Annotated in this window: 22 protein-coding genes and 1 pseudogene; 12 read left to right on the top strand and 11 right to left on the bottom strand. The window is 67.3% G+C overall.

Annotated elements, in window-relative coordinates:
* Nucleotides 1–164: 164 nt before the first annotated feature.
* The 3 genes from G315_RS0110775 to G315_RS0110785 all read right to left on the bottom strand — a co-directional run bounded on the left by G315_RS0110775 (nt 165) and on the right by G315_RS0110785 (nt 3,883).
* The gene (locus G315_RS0110775) at nt 165–680 is read right to left on the bottom strand and encodes a DUF4168 domain-containing protein (protein WP_018168109.1); all 516 of its coding nucleotides are present in this window, start codon (nt 678–680) and stop codon (nt 165–167) included.
* 303 nt (nt 681–983) lie between these two features.
* Nucleotides 984–2,411 (bottom strand): sigma-54 dependent transcriptional regulator, encoded by a 1,428-nt coding sequence (locus tag G315_RS0110780; RefSeq protein ID WP_019612502.1) that lies wholly within the window; start codon nt 2,409–2,411, stop codon nt 984–986.
* A complete protein-coding gene (locus tag G315_RS0110785; RefSeq protein ID WP_018144109.1) occupies nt 2,408–3,883 on the bottom strand; it encodes an ATP-binding protein in 1,476 nt (491 codons plus the stop codon). The genes G315_RS0110780 and G315_RS0110785 overlap by 4 nt, the downstream gene beginning before the upstream one ends.
* 366 nt (nt 3,884–4,249) lie before the next feature.
* On the opposite strand from G315_RS0110785, the gene G315_RS0110790 reads away from it, so the two are divergent.
* Nucleotides 4,250–4,933, top strand: coding sequence for an MBL fold metallo-hydrolase (locus G315_RS0110790; protein ID WP_018144110.1), 684 nt, complete (start codon nt 4,250–4,252; stop codon nt 4,931–4,933).
* Nucleotides 4,934–5,018: 85 nt separating this feature from the next.
* Here the strand turns inward: G315_RS0110790 and htpX are convergent, their stop codons facing one another.
* On the bottom strand, nt 5,019–5,906 hold the full coding sequence (gene htpX / locus G315_RS0110795) for a protease HtpX (RefSeq protein ID WP_018144111.1): 888 nt from the start codon (nt 5,904–5,906) through the stop codon (nt 5,019–5,021).
* A 112-nt stretch (nt 5,907–6,018) separates the two neighbouring features.
* Nucleotides 6,019–8,280: a DNA topoisomerase IV subunit A gene (gene parC, locus G315_RS0110800; RefSeq protein WP_019612503.1), complete on the bottom strand. Its 2,262-nt coding sequence runs from the start codon at nt 8,278–8,280 to the stop codon at nt 6,019–6,021.
* 126 nt (nt 8,281–8,406) lie between these two features.
* Between parC and cls the strand changes: the two genes are divergently transcribed.
* Together cls and G315_RS0110810 are read left to right on the top strand one after the other, a co-directional pair.
* Entirely contained in the window at nt 8,407–9,828 is a 1,422-nt protein-coding gene (cls, locus tag G315_RS0110805) for a cardiolipin synthase (protein WP_018144113.1), read from the top strand.
* Between the two features lie 164 nt (nt 9,829–9,992).
* Nucleotides 9,993–12,899, top strand: coding sequence for an EAL domain-containing protein (locus G315_RS0110810; RefSeq protein ID WP_018144114.1), 2,907 nt, complete (start codon nt 9,993–9,995; stop codon nt 12,897–12,899).
* 15 nt (nt 12,900–12,914) lie between these two features.
* On the opposite strand, the gene G315_RS0110815 is transcribed toward G315_RS0110810, so the two are convergent.
* Entirely contained in the window at nt 12,915–14,645 is a 1,731-nt protein-coding gene (locus G315_RS0110815) for a diguanylate cyclase domain-containing protein (protein ID WP_019612504.1), read from the bottom strand.
* Between the two features lie 153 nt (nt 14,646–14,798).
* On the opposite strand from G315_RS0110815, the gene G315_RS0110820 reads away from it, so the two are divergent.
* Nucleotides 14,799–15,296 carry a DUF3293 domain-containing protein gene (locus G315_RS0110820; RefSeq protein ID WP_019612505.1) on the top strand — a complete coding sequence of 166 codons (498 nt, stop codon included), beginning with the start codon at nt 14,799–14,801 and terminating at the stop codon, nt 15,294–15,296.
* An 8-nt stretch (nt 15,297–15,304) separates the two neighbouring features.
* Here G315_RS0110820 and G315_RS0110825 read toward each other — a convergent pair whose 3' ends face one another.
* The gene (locus tag G315_RS0110825) at nt 15,305–15,772 is read right to left on the bottom strand and encodes a CopD family protein (RefSeq protein WP_019612506.1); all 468 of its coding nucleotides are present in this window, start codon (nt 15,770–15,772) and stop codon (nt 15,305–15,307) included.
* Nucleotides 15,773–15,943: 171 nt separating this feature from the next.
* On the opposite strand from G315_RS0110825, the gene G315_RS0110830 reads away from it, so the two are divergent.
* Together G315_RS0110830 and recG are read left to right on the top strand one after the other, a co-directional pair.
* Nucleotides 15,944–16,333, top strand: a complete 390-nt coding sequence (locus tag G315_RS0110830; protein WP_019571141.1) for a RidA family protein — start codon at nt 15,944–15,946, stop codon at nt 16,331–16,333.
* A pseudogene (recG, locus tag G315_RS0110835) lies at nt 16,326–18,419 on the top strand (ATP-dependent DNA helicase RecG); the annotation flags it as partial. The gene G315_RS0110830 and the pseudogene recG, both read left to right, overlap by 8 nt.
* A 240-nt stretch (nt 18,420–18,659) precedes the next feature.
* On the opposite strand, the gene G315_RS0110840 reads toward recG, so the two are convergent.
* The 3 genes from G315_RS0110840 to G315_RS0110850 form a co-directional block, all read right to left on the bottom strand.
* Entirely contained in the window at nt 18,660–19,202 is a 543-nt protein-coding gene (locus G315_RS0110840) for a DJ-1 family glyoxalase III (RefSeq protein ID WP_018144120.1), read from the bottom strand.
* A 22-nt stretch (nt 19,203–19,224) separates the two neighbouring features.
* Nucleotides 19,225–20,499, bottom strand: a complete 1,275-nt coding sequence (locus tag G315_RS0110845) for a S41 family peptidase (RefSeq protein ID WP_018144121.1) — start codon at nt 20,497–20,499, stop codon at nt 19,225–19,227.
* A gap of 126 nt (nt 20,500–20,625) precedes the next feature.
* Nucleotides 20,626–21,807: a murein hydrolase activator EnvC gene (locus G315_RS0110850; protein ID WP_038031819.1), complete on the bottom strand. Its 1,182-nt coding sequence runs from the start codon at nt 21,805–21,807 to the stop codon at nt 20,626–20,628.
* Between the two features lie 74 nt (nt 21,808–21,881).
* Between G315_RS0110850 and G315_RS0110855 the strand changes: the two genes are divergently transcribed.
* The 6 genes from G315_RS0110855 to G315_RS0110880 all read left to right on the top strand — a co-directional run bounded on the left by G315_RS0110855 (nt 21,882) and on the right by G315_RS0110880 (nt 25,286).
* Nucleotides 21,882–22,217, top strand: a complete 336-nt coding sequence (locus G315_RS0110855; RefSeq protein WP_026182005.1) for a helix-turn-helix transcriptional regulator — start codon at nt 21,882–21,884, stop codon at nt 22,215–22,217.
* 28 nt (nt 22,218–22,245) lie between these two features.
* Nucleotides 22,246–22,674: a rhodanese-like domain-containing protein gene (locus G315_RS0110860; protein ID WP_018144124.1), complete on the top strand. Its 429-nt coding sequence runs from the start codon at nt 22,246–22,248 to the stop codon at nt 22,672–22,674.
* Nucleotides 22,674–22,964, top strand: a complete 291-nt coding sequence (grxC, locus tag G315_RS0110865) for a glutaredoxin 3 (protein WP_018144125.1) — start codon at nt 22,674–22,676, stop codon at nt 22,962–22,964. Before G315_RS0110860 ends, grxC begins: the two co-directional genes overlap by 1 nt.
* A 108-nt stretch (nt 22,965–23,072) precedes the next feature.
* Nucleotides 23,073–23,600 (top strand): protein-export chaperone SecB, encoded by a 528-nt coding sequence (gene secB, locus G315_RS0110870; RefSeq protein ID WP_018144126.1) that lies wholly within the window; start codon nt 23,073–23,075, stop codon nt 23,598–23,600.
* A 15-nt stretch (nt 23,601–23,615) separates the two neighbouring features.
* Entirely contained in the window at nt 23,616–24,608 is a 993-nt protein-coding gene (locus G315_RS0110875) for an NAD(P)H-dependent glycerol-3-phosphate dehydrogenase (protein ID WP_018144127.1), read from the top strand.
* Between the two features lie 99 nt (nt 24,609–24,707).
* Nucleotides 24,708–25,286 carry a hypothetical protein gene (locus tag G315_RS0110880; protein WP_018144128.1) on the top strand — a complete coding sequence of 193 codons (579 nt, stop codon included), beginning with the start codon at nt 24,708–24,710 and terminating at the stop codon, nt 25,284–25,286.
* 75 nt (nt 25,287–25,361) lie between these two features.
* Here the strand turns inward: G315_RS0110880 and G315_RS0110885 are convergent, their stop codons facing one another.
* A complete protein-coding gene (locus G315_RS0110885; RefSeq protein WP_018144129.1) occupies nt 25,362–25,646 on the bottom strand; it encodes a hypothetical protein in 285 nt (94 codons plus the stop codon).
* Nucleotides 25,647–25,857: the final 211 nt, after the last annotated feature.

Here is a 25,857-nt window from a genome sequence, read left to right on the forward strand (position 1 = left end):
ACAGGGACAATTCCCGAGACCCGAAGGCGTCCGCCCTCGGGGGAATCACGGATCAATGTGCAGAACATTCGCGTGCATGCCCCGGACACAAACAAGGGGCCGCCCCGAAGGCCGGCCCCTGCAACCCCCCGGGCGCAATGCCCGGGGAGGTTTTGCGCTGCCCGTTACAGCTGGGCTTCAGCGCGTTCCTGGACTTCCTGCATCAACTCGGGGTCGTTCTGCAGGGCCATGGCCACTTCGTTGTATTCCTCGACGCTCATGCCCGAGTCTTCAACCGCGTTGACCATTTCGTCCTGTGCTTCCTGCTGCATGGACTGGGCTTCGGTTTCGTCCTCGGCACTCTGCAGCCGGTCGGCGAAGTCTTCGCGCACTTCCTGCACCGCAACGAAGGCGGTTACGAAAGTGTCGATGTCTTCTTCGCTCAGATCCACCTCGGGGGCTTCCTGCATCGGGGCACCGCCCTGGGCCGCGCCACCCTGGGCACCACCCTGAGGCGGCTGGCCGCCCTGAGCACCGCCACCGGCACCGCCTTCCTGGGCCGGCGGCTGGCCGCCCTGGGCACCGCCCATGTCGCCCCCACCGGCACCACCTTCGGCACCGCCGTACTGGGCGGAGGCGGCTCCACCCACGGCAAACAGGGAGGTCAGGGCCATCGCGAGCATCGTCTTGCGCATATTCATCATGTTGCTCCTTTTCCTTTGGATCGTTCGGATCTCGGGGCGAAGCCGGCTACGACTCAAGGTCGATCGTCCGCACGCCCGATTTCGTTGCAACCGTGTGAGGAGGAATGGTCCGTCACTGCGGTTCCGATTCCTCGATTGCTGTCCCAGTAGGAGCAGGCATCGTGCCAAGATTGGAAAAAGACAAACAAAACACTTTGAAACAGCGACTTATGACCTCATCATCCCGAAAGGGCCGGGGAACGCCCCAACGGTAAACCGGGTCATAATGACACATGGGTCAGGTCGACCCGGGTCAGGATGTCACGATGGGTCGGATTCCCCGAGTTTGCGGTACAGCGTCTTGCGGCCGATGCCGAGGATCCGCGCAGCGCGTTGCTTGTTGCCGTCCACATGCTCCAGCACCCGACGAATGTAGTCGCGCTCGCGCTCCTCCAGGGTCGGCCACTGGCCGTCGTCGCCCATCCCCGGGACCGGCGTCGCCCCCTCCGCCCGGTCGCCCGTCGTTCCGCCGGGATCCTCGGCGAGCGCCTCGAATACGCGCTCCGGCAGATCACGGGTCTCGATGACCTCGCCGGCCGCCAGGGTGGCGGCACGCTCCATCAGACTCGCGAGTTCGCGGACGTTCCCCGGGAACGGATACCGCACCAGCGCACGCAGGGCCTCCGGGCTCAGGCGACGCTCGGGCAGATCGCGGGCCAGGGCCTGCTGACGCAGGAACTGCAGGGCCAGGCGTTCGATATCATCGCCACGCTCGCGCAGCGGCGGGATCTCGATACGAAAGGTCTCCAGGCGATAGTAGAGATCCTCACGGAAACGACCGTTGGCAATATGCGCCTGCAGATCCTGATGCGTGGCCGCCACGATACGCACATCGGTCGCGATCTCCTCGTTGGCGCCCACTGGACGCACGCGACCATCCTGCAGAAGACGCAACAGCTTGCTCTGCATGGCCACCGGCATCTCGGCAATCTCGTCCAGGAACAGGGTGCCGCCGTCGGCCTCGGTAAACAGGCCGCGCCGAGCCCCCTTGGCCCCGCTGAACGCACCCGCCACGTGCCCCAGCAACTCCGACTCCAGCAGGGCCTCGGGGATGCCCGCGCAGTTAATCGCCACGAACGGACCACCGGCCCGCTCGCTTTCCGCATGGAGCGCGCGCGCCACCAGTTCCTTGCCGGTCCCGGACTCGCCGGTGATCAGGACACTGCCGTCGGCGGCCGCGATCCGCCGAATCAGGTCGAACAACTGCAGCATGGCCGGACTGCGGCCCTGCATGCCGTGAAAGCCATCGGCCTGCGCAAGGACCTCACGATAGCGACGCACCTCGTCCTTCAAACGCCGCGCCTCGGTCACCCGGTCGGCGGCCAGGCGCAGGTGATCCAGATCCACCGGCTTGGTCAGGAAGTCATCGGCCCCCGCCTTCAGCGCGGCCACTGCCTGGTCGATGGTCCCGAAGCCCGTGAGCATGATGAACCCGGGTGCCGGCACCCGGGCGCGGGCCTCCTGGAGCACCTGGAAGCCATCCGCGCCGGGCAGGCGCAGGTCGCTCACCACCAGACTGAAGGCCTGCTGCGCAAGCACCCGCGCGGCATCCTCGGCACTGGCGACCGCCGTAACCGCGTAGCCGGCCTCGGTCAGCTCCTCGGTCAGCAGCTCGCGATGCCCGCGATCGTCCTCCACGACCAGGACCGACTCCGGGGGCGTTGCGGGGACTTGTGCCTTGCTGCTCATCGAAGCGAATCCTCCTGGGCGCCAGCGGCCACCGGCAGATGCACGACGAAACGGGTCTCCCCCGCGACACTGCGATCCAGCATCACCGTACCCCCGTGGTCCTCCAGCGCCACCTGCGCCACCGCCAGCCCGAGCCCGGTCCCCTCGCCGGTGGGCTTGGTGGTAAAAAAGGGCTCGAACAGGCGTTCGGCCTGCTCATCGTCTATCCCTCGCCCGGCCGTAGGGCCGTCGTCCGCCACCACCAGCTCGACCCGGTCGGACGAGGCATGCCAGCGGACCCGGACCTCGCGGGCGGCGACCTGCGCGGCATTCTCCAGCAGATTCTCCAGGGCCTGGCCCAAGCGCAGGCGGTCCGCGGCGATGGTCAACTCGGGGCCTTCGAGCCGGAATTCCACCCCGCCGGAGGCATGCCGCTCGCGCACACGCTCGACCAGATCTCCAACCAGCTGCGCGAGATCCAGCGAGCGTTCCTGCAACGGATTGCGCCGGGCAAAGTCCAGCAGCTGGCGCACGATGGTCTCCACCCGCTCCAGCTCGGCCTTCAGCGCCTCCATCTCGGTGCGCGCCGGATCCGCCTCCGGCAGGTGCCGGATGGCGCGCTGCACGCGACCGGCGATAATCCCGAGCGGCGTCCCCAGTTCGTGTGCCACGCCGGCCGCCAGCTGCCCGATCGCCGCCAGCTTCTCCGAGTGCCGCAGCTTCTCCTCCAGCCGTCCCTGCTCAAGGCGTTGCGCCTCCAGTTCGGCCTCCGAGGCCTCGCGACGCTCCATCATGCGGTTCATCGAGACGGCCAGGCCGCGCAGCTCCGCCGGCCCCTGTTCCGGCGCCCGCAATCCACGCTGACCCTCGCCAATCGCGCGCATCGCGGCCATCAACCGAGACACATGCCGCCCCACCGCCCGGTGGTACCCGAACAGCACCACCAGCAGAAACAGCCCGCTAATCCCCAGCATCAGCAACCCACCCTGCCACTGGAGCTGCGCGACGAAGGCCCGGAACGGTGTGACGTCGCGCGTCACCTGCAACAGCCCCACGATGCGACCGGCCGGATCGGACAACGGAAGAAAGAACGAAAAGGTCTCGCGCCCCTGATGTTCGCCGAAAGCCCCGAGACTCCCGGTTTCGCTGATGACCTGCGCCTCGCCACGGCGCTGCAGGGTCGGACTGGGCGGGCCACTGGCCGCCACCATCCGGCCGTCGGCATCGTAGACATAGACCCCGAACACCTCCTCGATCTGGAACAGGGAGTCCAGCGACTGCTGCACACCGGCCGCGTCGTCCTGCAACATCGCACCGGCCACAGGCAGGCGGATCGAGCGCGCCACCAGCTCGATGTCCTCCTGCATCCGGTTTTCCATCTGGGTCTGAAATTCGTGCAGACCCAGCGCCACCACCGCGGCCATCAGCAGCAACAGGGGCATCAGCACGAACGACAACACCGCGGTGCGCAGACTGTTCAGGCGTCGGGTCATAAAGGGCGATTCGCAGCGTCGTCGAAGGCCACCATGGTAGACACGGCGGCCGGCATGACGCGAATTGCAGGCAAAAAAAAGCGCGGGTCGAGGCCCGCGCCAAGAAAACCACCAAAGGAGGATGGAGGAGTCCACCAACCGCTGACAGGGGGGACAGCGATTAGCGTATGCAAATCTTCTAATATGGCGATATTCTTGTCAAGTGGTGAATGCGCAGGGGGTCGCAGATTCACCGCATCGTCATATCACGTACCCTTGAAGACCTGCATACCCCGTAAGACGTCCGCTCGACGGTTCTATTCCCGGGTGCGCGCAATCCAGCGCCTCCAGCCTTCAAAATTCGAATTCATTCACGGATCCGCCGCTATGCTTCGCCATCTGAGCCACCCTGTCACCCCGCTTGCCCAGAACGCCACCCTGATCTGGTGCGACGTCACCGGGGCGGCGGCCTGGGTCGATCCCGGCGCGGATGCCGCGGCCCTGGAACGGATCGCGCGGGATCAGGGCGTCCACCTGGAAAAGATCCTGCTGACCCATGGCCACCTGGACCACGTGGGCGCGGCCGCCGAACTGGCCAAACGTACCGGCGCGCCGATCATCGGCCCGCACCGCGACGATGCCTTCTGGCTGGACCAGCTCCCGGCGCAGGCGCAGATCTTCGGCTTCTCCGAGGTCCAGCCACTGGTGCCCGATCAGTGGCTGGACGATGGCGACACCGTCGAGCTCGGGCAAGCCACGCTCCACGTCCTGCACTGTCCCGGCCACACCCCGGGCCACGTGGTCTTCCACGATCCGGAGGGCCGGCTCGCCCTGGTCGGTGACGTCCTTTTCCATGGCGCGATCGGCCGCAGCGACTTTCCGCGCGGCAACGGGCGTGAGCTGCTGGACTCCATCACCGGCAAGCTCTGGCCACTGGGCGACGACACCCGCTTTGTCCCCGGCCATGGCCCCGAGTCGACCTTCGGTGAAGAACGCCGCAGCAACCCCTTCGTCGGCGACGACGTCATCTCCACCTCCGACGACGAACCCGGACGCGGTCGCTACTACTGATCCGACCGGCCGCCGCCCCGGCACTGCAAACGAAAAAGGCCGCCCCGAAGGGCGGCCCTCTCCCGGTACACATAAAGGGTTGCGGTCAGCCGTTGGCGCGCAGCGCCGCGATGCGCTGTTCGATCGGCGGGTGGCTCATGAACAGCTTCTTCAGCCCCTGAGCCATGCCACCGCGAATGCCAAAGGCGGCCATCTGGTCCGGCATGTCCACCGGGCGACCGGAGGCGCGCGCCAGCGACTCCAGCGCCCCGATCATCTTCTCGCGGCCGGCGAGCTGCGCCCCGGCCTCGTCGGCACGGAACTCGCGCTGGCGCGAGAACCAGAACACGATAATGGACGCCAGGATCGCGAGGATGATCTCGGTCACGATGGCGGTGATCCAGAACGCCGGCCCGTGACCGGACTCGTTCTTGAAGATCACGCGATCGACAAAGTGACCGATCACGCGCGACAGGAAGATGACGAAGGTATTGATCACCCCCTGGATCAGCGCCAGGGTCACCATGTCACCATTGGCCACGTGGCCCACCTCGTGCCCCAGCACGGCCTCGACCTCGCCTTGCCCCATGTTCTGCATCAACCCGGTGCTGACCGCGACCAGGGCATTATTCCTGCTCATGCCGGTGGCGAAGGCGTTCGGGTCCGGCGACTCGTAGATACCAACCTCCGGCATCCCGATTCCCGCCTCGCGGGCCTGACGGGTGACCGTCTCCAGCAGCCACTGCTCGGTGGCGTTGCGCGGCTTGTCGATCACGTGGACCTTCATCGTCTTCTTCGCCATCCACTTGGAGATGGCCAGCGAGATGAACGACCCACCAAAACCGAACACGGCAGCGAAGATCAGCAGCGCGGTCAGATCGAGATTGACCCCTTGGTCATCCAGGATGCTTTCCACCCCGAGGATGCGCAGAGTGATGCTGAGAACGATCAGAATGGCGAAGTTGGTCGCCAGAAACAGCACGATACGTTTCATGAAGCTTTCCTGTACTCCAATTAATAAACTCGACGGGATGAGCCGATAGTCGGGGCGCAGCGGCCAAATTCAAGCACCGCCGCGTTCACAGACCACACAGGTACGCGCGGGTTCAGGCCGGGCGCACCTCCAGGCTGTCCGCGTTCTGATAGCCGCGCGGGAGCTGACGCCCGCGACGCGCGCGCTCGCCAACGTACTCGGCCCATTCCACCGGGGCCAGTGCCTTGAAGCGCTTGCCCGCATGCACGACCAGGGTGTCCTGCGGCGCCAGCACAGCCACCCCGAGCACCCGCTCGGAGCCATCCTTGAGCGCCGCGGACGGGATGCCGATCAGCTTGTTGCCCTTGCCGCGCGCCAGTTCCGGCAATCCCGCGGCCGGAAACACCAGCAGATAGCCGCGGGTCGTAACCACCGCGATGTGATCCTCGTGCGGGTTGCGCACCGGCGCCGGCTGCAGCACGGCCGCGCCAGCCGGTACGCTCAGCACGTTCTTGCCTGCCTTCTGCCGGCCGAGCAGGTCACCCAGCTTGGCAATGAAGCCGTAGCCGTGATCCGAGCCCAGCAGCCAGCGGTCTTCCTCCGCCCCGGTGGCCAGGCCGATAAAACGCGCCCCCTCCGGCGGGTTCACCCGGCCGGAAAGCGGCTCGCCCTGGCCGCGCGCCGACGGCAGCGTGTGGGCCGCAATGGTGTAGGTGCGACCGGTGGAGTCGATGAACGCCACCGGCTGGTTGCTGCGCCCGATGACTGCCGCCTGGAAGGCATCCCCGGCCTTGTAGTTGAGCCCGCGGGGATCGACATCGTGGCCCTTGGCCGCCCGCGCCCAGCCCTTCTCCGAGAGCACGATGGTCAGCGGCTCGGTGGGCACCAGTGCCGATTCGTCCAGCGCCTGCGCGGCCGCGCGTTCGACCAGCGGCGAGCGCCGCTCGTCGCCATACTCCTTCGCGTCCTGCTCGATCTCGCGGCGGACCAGGGTGCGCAGGCGGCGCTCGGAGCCCAGCGTCTTCTCCAGCTGGTCGCGCTCCTGGCTAAGCTCGTCCTGCTCGCCGCGGATCTTCATCTCCTCGAGCTTCGCCAGGTGGCGCAGTTTCAGCTCCAGGATCGCCTCGGCCTGGATATCGCTCAGGCCAAACCGGCTCATCAATTCCGGCTTTGGCCGGTCGTACTCGCGGATGATCGCGATCACCTCGTCGATATTGAGATAGGCGATCAGCAGGCCTTCCAGCACGTGCAGCCGCGCCTGCACCTTCTCCAGCCGCCATTGCAGGCGCCGGCGCACCGTCTCGATCCGGAACTGTAGCCACTCGCCGAGCAGCCCTGCCAGGTCGCGCACCCGCGGCCGGCCGTCAAGGCCGATCACGTTCATGTTCACGCGGTAGGTCTTCTCGAGATCCGTGGTCGCGAACAGATGCGCCATCAGGCCCTCGACGTCCACCCGGTTCGAGCGCGGGGTGATCACCAGGCGCGTCGGATGCTCGTGGTCGGACTCGTCGCGCAGGTCCTCGACCATCGGCAGCTTCTTCGCGCGGATCTGGGCGGCGATCTGCTCCAGCAGCTTGGCGCCGGAGACCTGGTGCGGCAGCGCGGTCACCACGATGTCGTCGCCCTCGCGCTCGTAGCGCGCCCGCGCCCGGATCGAGCCCTGGCCGGTCTCGTAGACCTTTCGCAGCTCGGCCGGCGGGGAGATGATCTCGGCCTCGGTGGGGAAATCCGGCGCCGGGAGGATCGCGCACAACTCCTCGACCGTTGCCTTCGGGTGCTCCAGCAGGTGCACGCAGGCGGCGGCCACCTCGCGCAGGTTGTGCGGCGGGATGTCCGTCGCCATACCCACCGCGATCCCGGAACCCCCATTGAGCAGCACGTTCGGCAGCCGCGCCGGGAGCATCTTCGGCTCGTCCAGCGCACCGTCGAAGTTGGGCACCCAGTCCACCGTGCCCTGACCCAGTTCGGAAAGCAGCAGCTGCGCATAACGCGACAGGCGCGACTCGGTGTAGCGCATCGCCGCAAAAGACTTGGGATCATCCGGCGAACCCCAGTTGCCCTGCCCGTCGACGAACGGATAGCGATAGGAAAACGGCTGCGCCATCAGCACCATCGCCTCGTAGCACGCCGAGTCCCCGTGCGGATGGAACTTGCCGAGCACGTCGCCCACGGTGCGCGCGGACTTCTTGTACTTGGCGGTGGCGGAGAGCCCCAGCTCGCTCATCGCGTAGATGATCCGCCGCTGTACGGGCTTCAGGCCGTCGCCGATATGCGGCAGAGCACGGTCCAGGATCACGTACATGGAGTAGTCCAGGTACGCCTTCTCGGTGAAGTCCTTCAGCGGCAGCTGCTCGCCGCTGTTGGCGAACAGGCTGGGGGTCTCGATATCGGTCATCGACAGTCTCGCGGACGTGGATGGGCCGGGGTTTTACGCCGGGTCGGGCCCGCGTACTGTAGCGGGCACGCGCCCGGCGTTCCACGGGTGCGGTCGGAAAACCCATCATCGACAAGGAGTCCGTCCGTGCCGGATACAGGCTGGACCGCCAGTATCGTCGCCATCGCCGTCTTCGCCCTGGCGGTGATGAGCGTCGTGCACGCGCTGCTGCAACGCCGCGATACCGGGACCGTCATCGCCTGGGTCGGGCTGATCGTGTTGCTGCCCCTGGCCGGCTCGCTGCTCTACTGGCTGTTCGGCGTCAATCGTATTCGCCGGCGGGCCCACGCCCTGCGCGAGGGCTATCTGATCGCCGACCCCAGCACCGACGGGAGCAGCCTGGCCGAGCCACCGGAACGCTGGCAGCGCCTGCTGCGTTCCGGGGACCGCCTGAGCCCGTTCCGCCTGGTCGGTGGCAACGCGATCGAACCGCTGTTCGACGGCGATCGCGCCTACGCGCAGATGCTGGCCGCGATCGACGCGTCCCGTCACAGCATCAGCCTGGCCACGTACATCTTCGACTATGACCAGGTAGGCGAGCGCTTCGTCGCCCACCTGCAGCAGGCACAGGACCGGGGCGTGCAGGTGCGCATCCTGATCGATGCCATCGGCGCCCGCTACAGCCGTCGCAACACCCAGCGCCAGCTGCGCCGGGTGGGCCTGCCTGCCGCCGCCTTCATGCCGGTACACCTGCCGAGCAGCCTGGCCGCCTTCAACCTGCGCAATCACCGCAAGATGCTGGTGATCGACGGCGCCCGCGCCTTCACCGGCGGCATGAACATCCGCCGCGGCCACAGCCACACCAACCCGGGACCGCACCCCATACACGACCTCCACTTCGAGCTGCGGGGTCCGGCCTGCACCCAGTTGCAGCGGGTCTTCGCGGAAGACTGGCAATTCGCCACCGGCGAACGCCTGGAGGGTCCGCTCTGGCTTCCGCAGTCCGTAGACCCCGCCGGCGCCCGCGCCTGCCGCGGCCTTCCGGACGGCCCGGACGAGGACTTCGAGGTCCTGAACTTCACCCTGCAGTCGGCGCTGGCCGAGGCACGCGAACAGGTCACCATCGTGACCCCGTACTTCCTGCCCGACGTGGCGCTCACCGGGGCGCTGAAGGCCGCGGCCCTGCGCGGGGTCCAGGTCGACATCCTGATCCCCGCCCGGAGCAACCTGCGCCTGGTGGAGTGGGCCAGCCGCCCGCAGCAGGCCGAACTGCTGGAGCGCGGCTGCCGGCTGTGGCTCACACCACCACCGTTCAACCACGCCAAGCTGATGCTGGTAGACCGCGAGTGGGCCCTGGTTGGCTCTGCCAACTGGGACCCGCGCAGCCTGCGCCTGAACTTCGAGTTCAACCTGGAATGCCTGGATGCCGGACTGGGCCAGGAACTGGCCAGCTGGACCGACGCGCTGCGCGCACAGTCGCACCCCCTGACCCTCGAGGAGGTCCGCGCCCGGCCGCTCGCGACCCAACTGCGCGACGGGGCCGCGCGCCTGCTCACGCCGTATCTGTGACCGACCGTTAGCCACCCCCGCGGTGACCCTCACGCGAACCGGGACGCGCGCGCGTGGTCTTTTGTACTGTAGCGGCAGGGACCGAGCGCGGGCACCGACCCGCATCGCTTCACCGCAGGGGGGCAAGGGATGGCACGGCACTGGGACGCAAGCGCAGGGAACCGATGAACGGGATCCTTGCGCCATCGCTCTACCTTGCAGCGGGGCTGGCGATCTATGCCACGCTCAGCCACCTGCTGCACAGCCGGCAAAGCGCCCGGAGCAGCACCGAGCACCGGCTGTTCGCCGCGATGTGCGCCCTGATGGCGGTGCTTGCCGTCGGATCGGCCCAGACCTACCAGGCCGGCACCGTCGAGGCCTATACCCGCGCACTCACCCTGAACGTCTATCTGCTGGGACCGTTCTACGTGCTGTTCGCCGCCTTCGTCGCGGCCCATACGCGCACCCCCGCCCGCTGGCTGATCTCCGGACTTCTGGTACTACTGGTCATCACCTGGGTGGTCAACACCCTGCAGCCCTACAGCATGCAGTACCAGGTGATCGACGAACTCCGCCTCCTGGAACTCCCCTGGGGCGAAACCGTGGCTCTCGCAGTGGGCACCATCAGCCCCTGGTTCGGCTTTGGCGTGCTCGCGGTCTTTCTGGTCCTGGGCTTCGCCCTCACCACACTGATCCGGCACTACCGGCGCTATCGCCAGACCACCACCCTGCTCCTGCTGGGCGGGATCGGGGTCTTCGTCCTGTTCACGTTGCAGGGCGTCCTGGCCCGGGGCGGCGCACTGGAGATGCCCCAGCTCGCGCCATTCGGCTACGTGGTGATCGTCGTCATGATGAGCCTGGTACTGAACCGCGAGACCGGCGAACGCCTGCGTGACTCGGAAAGCCGTTTTCGGGCGCTGGTGGAGCAATCCCCGGTCGGCATCCAGGTACTCACACCGCAGGGTGAGATCCGCCAGTGCAACGCCGCCTGGGAAACCATGCACGGCGCACAAGCCTCCCTGCCAGGCGGCAACGTTCTCGACCGTCCGAATGCCATCGACCGGCACATCCACGAACCGCTCAAGGATGCCCTGCGCGGACACTACCGCGAGATCGGCCCTCTGCCCTACACCCCGCCAGCCCGCCCCGACCAGTCGGCCGAACCCGCCGACCCCGGCCCGGCGACCCAGACCACCCCGCTCATCACCCCCGAGCGCTGGCTGCGGGGCTGCATCTACCCACTGCAGGATGTCCGTGGCGAGGTACAGGACGTGATCGTGATGCAGGAGGACATCACCGCCGCGCACCGCAGCGAGGACGCCCTGCGCCTGATCGCCGAGGGGCTGCAGGCGCGCTCGCGCGAGGAGTTCTTCCAGCAGCTGGTTCTCAAGCTGAGCAACCTGTTCGCTGCCGACTATGCCCTGATCGGCATCGAGGATCCGGAAAAACCCGGCGTGGTGGAGACCGTCGCCCTGTGTACCGCGGGGCAGATCGTGGAGAACTTGCGCTACGACCTCGCCGAGACCCCCTGCGAACGTGTGCTGGAGATCGGTACCTGTATCTACCCCTGCGACGTACAACAGCGCTTTCCGGGCGACGAGATGCTGGTGGAGATGGACGCCGAGAGTTATCTGGGGGCCCCGTTGCTGGACAGCCAGGGCACGCTGCTGGGGCACATCGCCATGGTCAACCGACATCCGGTGGAGGATGTCGACAAGGCGATGGAGATCCTCGGGATCATGGCCGACCGCGCGGGGGCCGAACTGGAACGCCTGCACACCGAGGAACACATCCATGCCCTGGCCTACCACGACTCCCTGACCGGGCTGGCCAACCGCACCCGCCTGCACGACGACCTGACCCGCCATATCGAGGAGGCCACCGCCGACCACCTGCATGGCGGGCTGATCCTGATCGACCTGGACCACTTCAAGACCATCAACGACGCCCTGGGGCATGCGGTAGGCGACACCGTGCTGGGCGCGGTGGCGGACCGCCTGCGCAGCCATGCCCCCGAGGATGCGCTGATCGTGCGCCTGGGTGGCGACGAGTTCGCCGTTGTCCTGCCCCCCTGCGCCCGGGTACGCGAGACCCTGGAGCCGGAACTGCAGGCAATCGCCGAGCGCATCCTGGAGGCCCTGCAGCGCCCGATCATCATCGGCGAACGCACCTTCGGGGTCGGCGCCAGTCTCGGCTGCGTATGCTATCCCGACGCCGGAGAAAGCTCGGCAGAAGCCCTGCGCCACGCCGATATCGCCCTGTACCAGGCCAAGCGTGCCGGCCGCGGCGGGGTGCAGTTCTACCGCCATGCACTGCAGGACGAGGCACATGCCCGCCTGCAGATCGAGGACGGGCTACGACAAGCGGCCGAACGTGACGAGCTGGACCTGCACTACCAGCCGCAGTTCGACACCGCCGAGCGCCTGATCGGGGTCGAGGCCCTGCTGCGCTGGCAGCACCCGGAGATGGGCCAGGTCCCGCCGGATCTCTTCATCCCGGTCGCCGAGGAGACCGGCCTGATCCACGGGGTCGGTAACTGGGTCCTGGAACACGCCCTGATGCGGCTGTCGCAGTGGCAGGCCGGGAACCTGCAGCCACCTCGCCTGGCCTTGAATCTCTCGCCCTGGCAACTGGCGCGCCCGGACTTCGTCGACCAGTTCCAGGCGCGGCTGCGCCGATACGGGGTGGACGGCCACGCCCTGACCCTGGAGGTCACCGAATCCGGCCTGCTGCGCGACCTGCCGGACGCCATCACCAAGCTGGGCGCGCTGCGCCGGCTGGGCATGCGCATCGCCCTGGACGACTTCGGGACCGGCTATTCCTCGCTCGCCTACCTGCGCGACCTGCCGGTGGACGAGCTGAAGATCGACAAATCCTTCGTCAAGGAGCTGCTGGCCGGCGGTGACCGGACCCTGATCGAAAACATCGTGGACATTGCCCGCAACATGGAGCTCGACGTCATCGCCGAGGGCGTGGAGCACCCGGAGCAGCGGGAGCAGCTCCTGGCCCTGGGCTGCACCCGGTTCCAGGGCTTCCTGTTCAGCGCGCCGCTGACGCACGAACAATTCGTCGCGCGACTGCATCGGCCGTAGACGAGGCCGGCCGATTCAGTCGCGAGCGGCCGGGTCTTCCAGCCCGCAACCCAGCGCGCCGCGCCGGCGCAGGGACAGATCCGTTTGCCGGCGCTCCTCTCCGGAGCATTCCCGGTACAGCACGATCCGGCTGCCGCCTTCCTCCTTCGCCACGTACATCGCGCGGTCGGCGCGCTGCAGCAACGCCTCCACATCGTCCCCGTCCTCGGGGTAGAGCACCGCCCCCATGCTGAGCCCGACGCGAACCGACTCGCGATTCACCTCCACCGGCTCCTCGAAGCGTTCGATCAGCTTGAGTCCGACCCCCGTCACCGCATCCGGATCACGCACATTCTCCAGCAGCAGCACGAATTCGTCGCCGCCCACGCGGGCCACCACGTCGCTCTCGCGCACGCCCTCGCGCAGACGCCGCGCCACGGTCACGAGCATCACGTCGCCGGCATCGTGTCCCAGGCGATCGTTGATCGGTTTGAAGCCGTCGAGATCGCAGACCACCAGGGCCAGGCCGGTACCGGCACGCTGGGCCCGGCGCAGGGCCTGCTGAATATGCTCCTGCAGCAGACTGCGATTGGGCAGGCCGGTCAGGGAGTCATGATGGGCCTGGTGCCACAGGCGCTCCTCGGAGGCCTTGTCGCGGGTGATGTCACGGACCATCCCGAGGACCTGCACGGCGCGGCCTTGGGCGTCCCGATCGATTTCGCCCTCGACCCGCACATGGCGCAGCCCGCCGTCCGCGCGCACCACCCGGTGATCCACCCGGTAATAGGCCTCGTGATCCAGCGCCTCGTTGGTGGCGCGGCGCACCCGCGTACGGTCGTCCGGATGGATGGCTCGCATGTAGGCCTCGAATCCCGCGGTATCGGTTTGCGGGTCGAGCCCGAACAGATCGAATACATGCGTGGACCAGTTCATCCGCAGACCACGAATATCCCAGTCCCAGTAACCGGACCCGGCAATCCGCTGGGCCTCTTCCAGGCGCTCGGTGGTCTCCTGCAGGGCCGCGGTTCGCCGGGCCACCGCCGCCTCCAGCCCGGCCTGCGTCTCGCGCAGGCGCGCCTCGATCTGCTGGCGTCCCTCCAGTTCCTTGTGCAAGGCGGCGTGATCACGCCAGATCCTCCGGCGCACCCGCACCCACATCAGCACAATCATCAGCATGGTCAGGACGGTGGCCACCAGCATCACCTGCTGCGCCTGTTCATGGCGCTGCGCCATGGCCGCCACCGCCTCCTCGTTATCACGTTCGAAGGCCGCGAGGATGGCCTCCATCTGTTCCAGCACATCCTCCTGCACCGGCATTGCGTCCGCATACAGGATCGCCAGCGCGTCGTTGCGCCCACCCGCCAGGGCAATGTCGAGGAGCTCGGACAGGATCGGGGCACCGGTCGCGGTCAGCGCACGCAGTTCGGCCAGCAGCGCGGCGTCGCGTGGGGTCCGAGCCAGTAATTCCGCACCCTCGCGGGCGTCCAGGAAGCGCTCGGCCAGCTCGCGAAACTCCCGCTGGTAGCGATCCTGCAGGGCCGGGTCCTCGGCACTGATCACCAGCGAGGCGCGCAGCATGCGCTCGCGCACGAGGCTGCGCATGCGATGCACGCGGTCCACCTTCTGCACGTATTCCTCGGTAAGGGCCTGGACGTCGTACTGCAACTGCTGCACCCGAAGCCAGCTGGCGACGGCGACCACCGCAACCAGCAGCAGCACCACAACAAAGGCACCGGTCAGCCCGGGAACGAAGGGACGCGGGGCCATCGCGTCTCAATCCCAGCCGGGGAGGGGCCGGTCCATGGACGCACCCGCACCCGACGAGGCACCACAAACCGCTGTCGCATCCTTGACGCGCATCCCGCTCCCCCTGTTTGATCGACCATATCCGCACGATCCAGGCGGGGAGGTTGCCGCGAGATGTCCACCAATACAAGCAAATACCGCGACCGGATGTCCGCCTCGCGCCCGGAGTCGCCCGCTCCCGTAGCGCAGCTGGCGACACTGGAGAAGGCCTACCTAAGCGCCGCCTACTGCCTGGAGATCGAGGGCAGCAGCCGAGTTCTGTACATCGACCAGCCCGCGGAGGATGTCACGGCCTGGATGGCCGAGCGGGACATGCAGCGCCTGGTCCTGTTCACCGCCTGCAATCCGGGCAGCCGCCCGGGCACCGAGGGTGAAAACATCCAACGCCAGCGCCGGCTGGAGCAGACCGTGGCCGAGCACGGCCTGCGCGCATGGCCTGCCCGCAACCGCGACCCGCGCGGCCAGTGGCCGGACGAACCGGGCCTGGCCATCGCGGACCTGCCCGACGACCTGCTGGCGCGCTGGCTGGAGGCCTTCGGCCAGAACGCAGCCGTGCTACTGGAACCGCCGGCTCTGCCCCGGCTGGTATGGCACCCGGGGCTAGGAAGGTAGCGTGCCTCCTACAACGGCAGGCGACCGCCCGAAGCGACCACGATCGTCACCAGACCGATGACGGTGTTGATCCCGACCAGGATGCGGATCTGCCCCAGCCGGCGCAGGCCTTCCGCGGTATCGTTTGCCGCAATGGCCTTGCGCATCCGCCGATAGGGGGCGAAGAACACATGGGCAAAGATCGCCATCATGATCAGACCCAGCAGCAGCATGGTGTGCACGCTGGGATGCACATCACCCATGCCGCCGAACACCCCGAAGATCAGGTAGAAGCCGGTCACCAGGATTACCAGCACCGAGGCCCAGACCCAGGGGAAGAAGCGCGCGAACACCCCCTCCCAGAGCTTCAGCCGCGCCGGCCCCTCGAGCTGCTGCCCGGCCACCGGGCGCAGGAACATGTAGGCGAAGAACATGCCGCCCACCCAGATCACCACGGCCAGTACATGCAGCACGTTTGCCAATGCGTATCCCGTCATTGCCTGCTTCCTTTTGTCATTACGGATGTGGCCCGCAGTGTAGCCGTCCGCGTGCACGGCTGCCGAGCCCCCCGACCGCACACGCGTGCGGATTGATCAGTAGAATGGCGGGTCCGCATCCAGCAATCGCTGGCCCTATCAAGATTCAACCCGGCAGTACAAGGAGTCCACATGTCGCGCGAGATCATCCAGACCGAAAACGCCCCGGCCGCCATCGGCCCCTACTCGCAGGCCGTGCGTACCGGCGACACCCTGTACCTGTCCGGCCAGATCCCGCTGGACCCGGCCACCATGGAACTGGTCGACGGCGGCATCGAGGACCAGATCCGCCAGGTGTTCGCCAACCTCCAGGCCGTCCTGGAGGCGGCGGGAGCCAGCACCGCCGATATTGCCAAACTGAACATCTTCCTGATCGACCTGGCTCACTTCCCGCTTGTGAACAAGATCATGAGCGAAGTCTGCAACGAGCCCTACCCGGCGCGTGCCGCGATCGGCGTGGCCGCCCTGCCCAAGGGCGCCCAGGTGGAAATGGACGCCATCGCCTGGTGCCCGCGCGACTGATCGCGCTGCGCGAACCCAACCGGTGGAGCTGCAGGTCCCGCTGACCGCGCTGAAGGGTGTCGGCCCGGCGGTGGCGGAACGACTGGAGCGTCTGGGTCTGGAGCAGGCCGGGGACCTGCTGTTCCATCTGCCCCTGCGCTTCGAGGATCGCACGCGCCTGACGCCGATTGCCGCGCTGCGTCCGGGGCTGGCTGCACTGTTCGAGGGGCGCGTCACCCACTCCGAGGTGGTCCACCGCCGCCGGCGCATGCTGGTGGTCACCCTGGCCGACGGCCAGGCCCAGGTCCTGCTGCGGTTCTTTCACTTCGGGGCCAACCAGCAGCGCCGCCTGAGCCCCGGCACGTGCATCCGCGCCTTCGGCGAGCCCCGCGGCATGCCCGGCGCACTGGAGTGCGTGCACCCGGAGATCCAGACCGTGGGCGATAGCCCGCCGGCGATGGAGTCGCACCTGACCCCGATCTACCCGACCACCGAGGGCGTGTCGCAAAAGCTGCTACGCCAGCTGGTCGCGCACGCCCTGCCGGGGATGCAGGCCCTGCCCGACCTGCTTCCGGAACTGCCCCGGCAGGGCCTGCCTGGCCTGCACTCCGCCCTCGAGCAGCTCCATCACCCACCGGCGCAGGCCGACGCACTGGCCGCCCTGGACACCCCGGAGAACCGCAGCCCGGCGCGCACGCGGCTGGCCCTGGAAGAGCTCTGCGCCCACCAACTCGCGCGCATGCAGCAGAGCCGGATGCCCGCGGACACACGCAGCGCCCCGGTCATCCAGTCCCCGGGGGCGCTGTGGCAACAACTGCGCGGGCAGCTCCCCTTCGAACCCACCGGCGCACAGGAGCGTGTTACCGAAGAGATCCTGGCCGACCTCGCGCGCCCGCAGCCGATGAACCGTCTGGTCCAGGGCGATGTCGGCTCCGGCAAGACCCTGGTCGCGGTCGCAGCCGCGCTAGCGGCGGTAGAGGCCGGCTATCAGGTGGCGTTCATGGCCCCGACCGAACTACTCGCCCGCCAGCACGGGCGCAATCTTGCCCAGTGGATGGAACCACTGGGCGTCGCGATCGCCTGGCTGGGCGGACGCCAGACGGCCAGCGAGCGCGGCCAACTGCTCGCGGAACTGGCCAGCGGGCAGCGCCAGGTCGCGATCGGGACCCACGCCCTGTTTCAGGAGGAGGTGCGGTTTCATCATCTGGGGCTCGCAATCATCGACGAACAGCACCGCTTCGGCGTGCACCAGCGCATGGCCCTGCGCGACAAGGGCAACGGCCGGATGCCGCATCAGCTGATCATGACCGCCACCCCGATCCCGCGCACCCTGGCCATGGCCCTGTACGCGGAACTGGCCAGTTCGGTCATCGACGAACGCCCGCCCGGGCGCACCCCGGTACGCACCGCGCTGATCAGCCACGAGCGCCGTGACGAGGTCATCGAACGCATCCGCGCCGCCTGCGGCTCCGGTACCCAGGCCTACTGGGTCTGCCCGTTGGTGGAGGAATCGGAACAACTGGAGGCGGAATCCGCCGAGGCCACTGCCGAACGCTTGCGCGAGGCGTTGCCGGAGCTGACCATCGGACTGGCCCACGGACGCATGAAGGGACCGGAGCGCGATGCGGTGATGGAGCGCTTCCGCGCGGGCGCGATCGACCTGCTGGTGGCGACCACCGTGATCGAGGTCGGCGTCGACGTCCCCAACGCCAGCCTGATGATCATCGAGAATGCCGAACGCATGGGGCTGTCGCAGCTGCACCAGCTGCGCGGCCGGGTCGGGCGCGGCAGTGCCGCGTCGGCCTGCGTGCTGCTCTACCGTCCGCCACTGGGCGATACCGCACGCGAGCGCCTGGAGGCGATGCGCCGCACCGACGACGGCTTCGAGATTGCGGAGGTGGATCTCAAGCTGCGCGGTCCGGGCGAACTGCTGGGCACGCGCCAGACTGGCGATCGCAGCTTCCGCGTCGCCGACTGGTCACGCGACCAGGACCTTCTGGACGAGGCCGCCACTCTCGCGGCACGCATCGAGAACGACCCGGCGCGCGCCGCCGCCCTGATCGAACGCTGGCTGGGCACCGCCACCCGCTACGCGACCGTGGGATAGCCCAAGAACGAAGGGCGAATCCACCCCGAAGCGCAGGAGACAGCGGGTGTTGATGACGACCGCCATCGGACCTCTTGAGGCGCATCAGAAAGGCCACGATCGTTTTGCAGCGGGCAGGATGCGGATGAGCGCAGCGAATCGCATCGGCCTCGCGGAATGGTCCGGCCCCGATGCGTTTCGCTGCGCTCAACACATCCTACCCTCTTCGTGTCTTCCTTCGTGTCTTCGTGGCTAAGGCCATCAGGGTCTTAGCAGCGGGCCCTCGACGGCGTCGCGGGCCTCGCGGCCGGCGAGCTGTTCGATCAGGGTCAGGGCGAAGTCCATCGCGGCACCCGGGCCACGGCCGGTGATCAGACGCCCGTCGATCTCCACCGGGGCGCCGGTGGACGGGATTCCCGCCTCGTCCAGCGCGCCGGTAAAGGCGGTAACGGTGCGGCCCTCCAGCAGCCCGGCCTCGGCCAGCGCCTTGGGCCCGGCACAGATCGCGGCCAGGTATCCCTCGCGTTCGGCCTGCGCCCGCAGCAAACCCTGCACCCGGGCGTCGTCGCGCAGGTGATCGGCGCCGGGCAGGCCACCCGGCAGGACGATCAGGTCAAAGGACCGATCCAGCACCTGATCAACCGTGGTATCCGGCTGGATGACCGTGCCCCGCGAACAGGTCACCGGCCCGGGCTCCAGCCCGGCCACGGTGACCTCGAATTGCGCCCGGCGCAGCAGGTCGATGATCGTGACCGCCTCCAGTTCCTCGGCCCCGGCGGCCAGGGGCACCAGTACGTTCGGCATCAATCCTCCCTGTCCGCCGCGCTCAGCGGCGGTTGTAGAAGTTCAGGCCCTTCAGGAGATTCAGCGCCTCGTTCATGCCGTAATCGCGCTCGGCCAACGTCTCGCCATTGTCTTCGTCCGCATCCACAGATTCCGGCAAGCCGTCACGGCCCATGCGGGCGCCGCCATTTTCGCTGTCGGAGCGCTGCACCACGAGCTGCTGCAGGCGGATGTCCGGGTCAATCCCGTCCTCGTTGATGGCACGGCCATCAGGCGTGAAGTAACGCGCGGTGGTCAGCTTGATCCCGGTGTTCTGGGTCAGCGGCAGGATGGTTTGCACCGAGCCCTTGCCGAAGGTGTTCTGCCCCATAACCACGGCCCGCCTGTGGTCCTGCAGCGCACCCGCCACGATCTCGGAGGCGGAGGCCGATCCGCGATTGACGAGGACGACCATCGGCGCGCCCTTGAGAACATCCCCCGGCGAGGCCTGGTAGCGGAACTGCGAATCCTCCAGCCGACCTTCGGTGTAGACGATCAGGCCTTCTTCGAGGAAGGCGTCCGAGACGCCCACAGCGCCCGTCAGGATGCCGCCGGGGTTGTTGCGCAGATCCAGCACGAGCCCCTGCAGCTCGCCCTGTTCCTGCAGGTCTTCGATTGCCCGCACCAGGTCGCGTGCCGTGCGCTGCTGGAAATTGCTGATGCGTACGTAGCCGAAGCCGTCCTCCAGGATCTCGGAGCGCACGCTCTGCACCTGGATCACATCGCGGGTGATGGTGATTTCTTTCGGGCGGTCCTCGCCATCACGCAGGATGGTCAGGGTGATGTCCGAGCCTTTCTCGCCACGCATCTTGGCGACCGCGTCGGACAGGGACATACCCTTCACCGACTCGCCATCCAGGCGAATGATCAGGTCACCGGCCTCGACCCCGGCACGGCTGGCCGGGGTGTCATCGATCGGCGCGATGACCTTGACGAAGCCGTCTTCCATGCCAACCTCGATGCCCAGCCCGCCAAACTCGCCGGAGGTCCCGACCTGCATGTCCTCGAAGTCCTGTTCGTCCAGATAGGCCGAATGCTGGTCAAGGCCGGACAGCATCCCCTGGATCGCACTGTCCAGGAGATCCTTGTCTTCGACCTCGGTGACGTAATTGCGCTTGATGCGCATGTATACGTCAGTGAAGCGCTGCAGATCTTCTACTGGCAGAGCGGATTGCGCGCCATTGTCGCGGTCGGCGTAGACGGCCACCGAAACACTCAGCATGACCCCGACAACCAGTCCGACGATCAGGGAGTATCCGGTGCGACAAGACTTGCTCATTACCTTTCCTCGTTCACTTGAGGTGATTCGTGTGAAGATGGTAGCACCCGCAATGTGACGGCTGCCTGAATGCACGCCGCCGATCGGCCTTTTGCCGGGGCATGGGCGCATTCCATCTTGCTTCCTCTACTGAGAGGGCCACCAGCTTTCGGGGTTCAATGGCCCGCCGTTGTGACGGATCTCGAAGTAAAGCCCGGGCGCGATCGCCTCGCTGCCCTCGCCCGCCACGGCCAGTTGCTCGCCGGCGCCCACGGTCTCGCCTTCCGCCACCAGGATCTCCTCTACATTGGAGTAGAGCGTCAGGTAGCGCTCCCCATGATCAACGATCACCAGGAAGCCGTAGCCCTGCATCCAGTCGGCGTAGACCACCCGGCCGAAGTGCACCGCGCGTACCGCCGTGCCGTTATCGACCTCCAGCACCGCGCCGCGCCAGCGTGAACGCAGGCGGCTACCACGGGACTCGTTGAAACTGCGAATCACTCGGCCTTCGGCCGGACGCGGGAGTTCGCCCTCCAATTCCACGAAGCCGACGTCCGGCCGTTCGGGGGTAAACTCGCGGGGTGCCGCGGCACGCGCCGCGCTGCGTGCCTCGACCTCCTCGATTACCGCCTCCAGGGTTTCGGCATTGCGCGCCAGGCGCTCCAGTTCCAGCGACTCGTCCTCGATGGCCGCCTCCAGCTCCGCCATCGCCTGGCGCTGGTGCGCCTCCTCGCGTTCCAGATCCGCGACCGCCGCGCGGGCCTGCTCTTCCCGTTCTGCCAGCACCGCCCGCTCCCGCGCGAGTTCCTCGCGCGCCGTCTCCAGCGCCTCGATTCGATCGCGCAACACGACCAGGGCCTGCTCGCGCGCTTCGCGGATGCGCGCGGCAAACGCGGCCTGATGGCGATGCTCCGCGGCCTGACCGTCGCTCCGTCCGGGATGGCGTTCGCCCTGCCACTGATCGCGCACCAGGCGGGCCGCGGCGCGGCGTTCTGCCTCCAGCCGCTCCCGGGCCTCGTCCACACGGTCCTCCTGGTCGGCGACCACCGCCTCCTGACGCGAACGCGCCCGCGCCAGCTCGCGCAGCTCCTGGCGCGAGGCCTCGGTCCCGCGAGCGGCCTCCGCAAGCAGCCCTTCCAGCTGCTGCAGGGCCGCGTAACGCTCTTCCTGGCTGCGCTCCAGGTCCTGGATGGCCTCGCGCGTCTCGCGCAGCTCCGCCTCCGGTTCCAGCGCCACGGCGCTGACCGGCCACAGAAAACAGAGCAACACACCGCACCACAAAAGGGCGCGTGAACCGCTTGGATGACTCAAGATTGCGCAAATTCGCATATCGGGGTACGTTTAGGTTCTTATATTCTGACCCAGTTGCGAGGGCCTGCCCTCGCGAGCAAGAGAGGCATGCCGTGAGCAACGAAACGGTTGAAGACGAAATGTACGTCGAAGACGGTTTGATGTCCCAGGACGAAGACATCGAGCGGGCCTCGCGCTCGCTCAAGGCCATGTCCCACCCGCTGCGTCTGAAGATCCTCTGCATTCTCGGCGATCGCGAAATCAGCGTACAGGAAATCGTCGATCAGGTCGGGACGTCGCAGAGCAACATCTCGCAGCATCTCGGCATCCTGCGCGACAAGGGCATCCTCGCCACGCGCAAGGACGCCAACCGGGTTTACTACCGGGTGGGGGACTCCCGGACCCTGCGCCTGATCGGTATGATGCAGGACGTTTTCTGCAGTTCCTGACACCCACCCCTCCGATCCGGTCTCCCGAATGCTTGAACGCCTGCCCGAATTTCTCGCCAACCACCCCATCCTGACCGGCGCCCTGCTGGCGGTGATCGGGATGATCCTGTTCGTCGAACTGCGACGCCTGAACCGCAAGTATCGGTCGCTCTCGCCGGTCGAGGCGGTGCGCGTGATCAACCAGGACGACGCCCTGGTGCTGGACGTGCGCGAGGACAACGAAGTCGCCTCCGGGCGCATCGGCGGTGCCAAGCACATCCCGCTCGGCAGCCTGAAAAAGCGCATGGGCGACATCGAGAAATACAAGGACAAGCCGGTAGTGGTGTACTGCCGCAGCGGCAACCGCTCCGCCAGCGCCGCGCAGCAACTGACCGCGGCCGGGTTCGAGGACGTAGTCAACCTGCAGGGCGGCATCCAGGCCTGGCAATCGGCCAACATGCCCATCAAGAAGAAGTAATGCAGTTCGAGGTCTACTCCAGCGGGCGCTGTCCATTCTGCCTGCTCGCGCGGCGCCTGCTCAACCAGCGTGGCTACCCTTTCGCGGAGTATGCCGTCGACCGCGAACCCGGTCTGCGCGCGGAGATGGAACAGCGCGCCGCCGGCCGCACCTCGGTCCCGCAGATCTTTCTCGGCGATACGCACATCGGCGGCTTCGACGAACTGCAGGCGATGGACAGTAACGGCGAACTGGCGCGCCTGGCCAGCGAGGCCGGCCTCGAAGCCCCGACCGACAACGCATCCGGATAACACGCGCCGCCGGCAACGGGCGGCAAACGGGATCGCCCCGGCCACCCCGAAAAACACCGCTCATCCCCCTTACAATGCCCCGATTCCAGACGACTGCGAGACAACATCATGGCTGAAGAGAAGAATTCCCCGAAGAGCGGCAACGGCGCGGCCCAGGCCGAACAGAGCGACCGGCCCGACTTCTCCATCCAGAAGGTCTTCATCAAGGACCTGTCCTTCGAGGCGCCGGAATCCCCCGAGGTATTCATGCGCGAGTGGAAGGGCGAGACCAACATCCAGCTGAACACCAACGCACGTCCGATCGACGAGGCCGCCGGCGCCTTCGAGGTGGAACTGGGCCTGACCGTGACCACCGAATCCGACGGCAAGACCGCCTATCTGGTCGAAATCAAGCAGGCCGGCGTGTTCATCGTGCGCAATTTTGCCGAGGATCAGCGCAACCACCTGCTGGGTGCCTACTGCCCCAACGTGCTGTTCCCGTTCGCCCGCGAAACGGTGGCCGACCTGGTACTGAAGGGCGGCTTCCCGCAGCTCCTGCTACAGCCGGTCAACTTCGAATCGCTGTATGCCCAGCACCTGCAGGAACAGAAGCAACAGGCCGGCGGGGAACAGGCCGAGCCCACGCAACAGGCCTGACGCGAGGCGCAACCGATGCGTATCGCGGTCCTCGGAGGCGGCTGCTGGGGCACGGCGCTGGCGCTGCATGCGGCCCGCCTGCATGCCGACGTCGCCCTGTGGGTGCGTGGGGACGATACCGCCACGCGCCTGCAGCACCAGCGCGAGAACGCCCGCTACCTTCCCGGCCACCGCTTCCCGGACAACCTGCGCGTCAGCGCCGACCCGGCAATCGTCGATGACCGCGATCTGGTCCTGATCGCGGTCCCCTCCGGCGCGTTCCGCGAGACCCTGCGCTGGCTGGCCCCACGGCTGGCGCGCGCGCAGATTGTGGCCTGGGCCACCAAGGGCCTGGAGACGGCGACCGGGGCCTGGCTGCACGAGATTGCCGAACAGGAACTCGGGCGGGAGCGCCCGCCCGCCCTGATTTCCGGCCCCTCGTTTGCCGCCGAGGTCGCACAGGAGCAACCCACCGCACTGTCGGTCGCCTCCAGCGACGAGGGGCACATGGACGCACTGGTTGCGGCCCTGCACGGGCGCTCGCTGCGCCTGTACCGCAATACGGACGTGATCGGCGTGGAACTGGGCGGCGCGCTGAAGAACGTGCTCGCGGTGGCCACCGGTATTGCCGACGGCGCCGGGTTCGGGGCCAATGCGCGCGCCGCACTGATGACCCGTGGGCTGGCCGAGATCCAGCGCTTCGGCGCGGCGGTCGGCGCCCGTCCGACCACCCTCACCGGCCTCTCCGGACTGGGGGACATGATCCTCACCTGCACCGACAACCAGTCGCGCAACCGGCGCCTGGGCCGGATGCTGGGCGAAGGCCTGGATCTCGACACCGCCCGCGCGCGGGTGGGACAGTCGGTGGAGGGTGTAGAGACCGCCCGGGTCGCTGTGGCGCGGGCGAAGGCACTGGAAGTGGACATGCCGATCTGCGCCGAGGTGCACGCGGTGCTCTATCAGGGCCGCCCGGTGCACGACACTGTGCGCCGGCTGCTGGAACGCGACGCCACCCGCGAAGAGGACTGAACCCGCGTCCGCAAAAGCCCCGCGCGACACCCGCACAATCGCCCGTACGCTCCGGTCGGACTACCGTGGCCCTCACACGCGAACGCAACGGAGAACCGCATGAGCAAGGCCTGGAAGGAACTGGACCTGGAAGGTGGCGGCCTGCAGGCGGTCAACGCCCGCCTCGCTCGCGAGATGCGCACCCGCCCTGCGGCCTACGCTGCGTGGATCCTGTTCCCGCTCGGGCTGCATCGCTTCTACCTGCGCGAGCCGCTGGGCGGCGCCGGCTTCCTGGCACTCAGTGCGGCCACCCTGGCCCTCGCCGGATTTGGCCCCGCCGCCTGGTGGTTGCTACCGCTGATTATTGGCGTGTCATGGGCGCTGGTGGACCTGTGGTGGATCGACCGTCGGGTGACCGACTACAACAAGGAGCTACGCAAGCAGCTCTTCCTGCGCAAGGGCCACAAGCCACCGCAGGACTACCGTGGCCGCTACACCAGCGACGAAGACGCCCGCCGCGAACTGGACGAATACCAGCAGATCAAGGAAGCCGAAAAGCCCGGGCAATCAGGCCTGGCCGGTCGCAACGACCCGGCCCGCGACGCCGGCGGCAAGCGCCGCATGCCCAGCTTCAACGAACAGGAAGCCATGCTGCGCCAGATGCGCAAGGACAAAAACAAAGGCGACGGGAACAACTGACCGCCGCCTTCACAAGATCGCCGAGGTTGCGCCGCCCCCGGTTGCGGCCACGCCCGACGGCATGGCCCGTGGCGCTCAGTTCTCGCCGGGGCGCCACACGCCACTGGCCTCCTGCGGCGGCGGGGCGGTCTGCTTGCGGCTCTCGACGTCCACGAACACCGACTCGGTAAATTCGGAGAGCTGCTTGAGGTACTCCTTGCGCTCGTTCACCGACTCCGGCATCTGCGCGACCATGAACCCGGTGATTGCGCTCAGGTACTGCACGGCCACGATGGGTTGCTGCGCCTTCGGGTCCACCTCGGTCAGCAGATCCTGGACCTTCTGAATCAACTCGCCGGACAACTGCAGGGTATCGCTCATGGGGTTCCTCTCGCGGTTCGTGAAATCGTTGCGCACAGGCTACGGCAAGCCCCGCCACCCCGAAAGTGAACGCAAGATGCGCGGGCCTTTCCCTCCCTGGTGTGTTCACCACGAAGCGCGCGAAGGCACGAAGAAGGTCAAGTTCAAGAGCGATTTGAACCACAGAGGGCACAGAAGACACGGAGAACATCAGGGTTGAAGGGCAAGGCGG

Source organism: Thioalkalivibrio sp. AKL7, assembly GCF_000381705.1.
GTDB classification, from domain to species: Bacteria; Pseudomonadota; Gammaproteobacteria; order Ectothiorhodospirales; family Ectothiorhodospiraceae; genus Thioalkalivibrio; species Thioalkalivibrio versutus.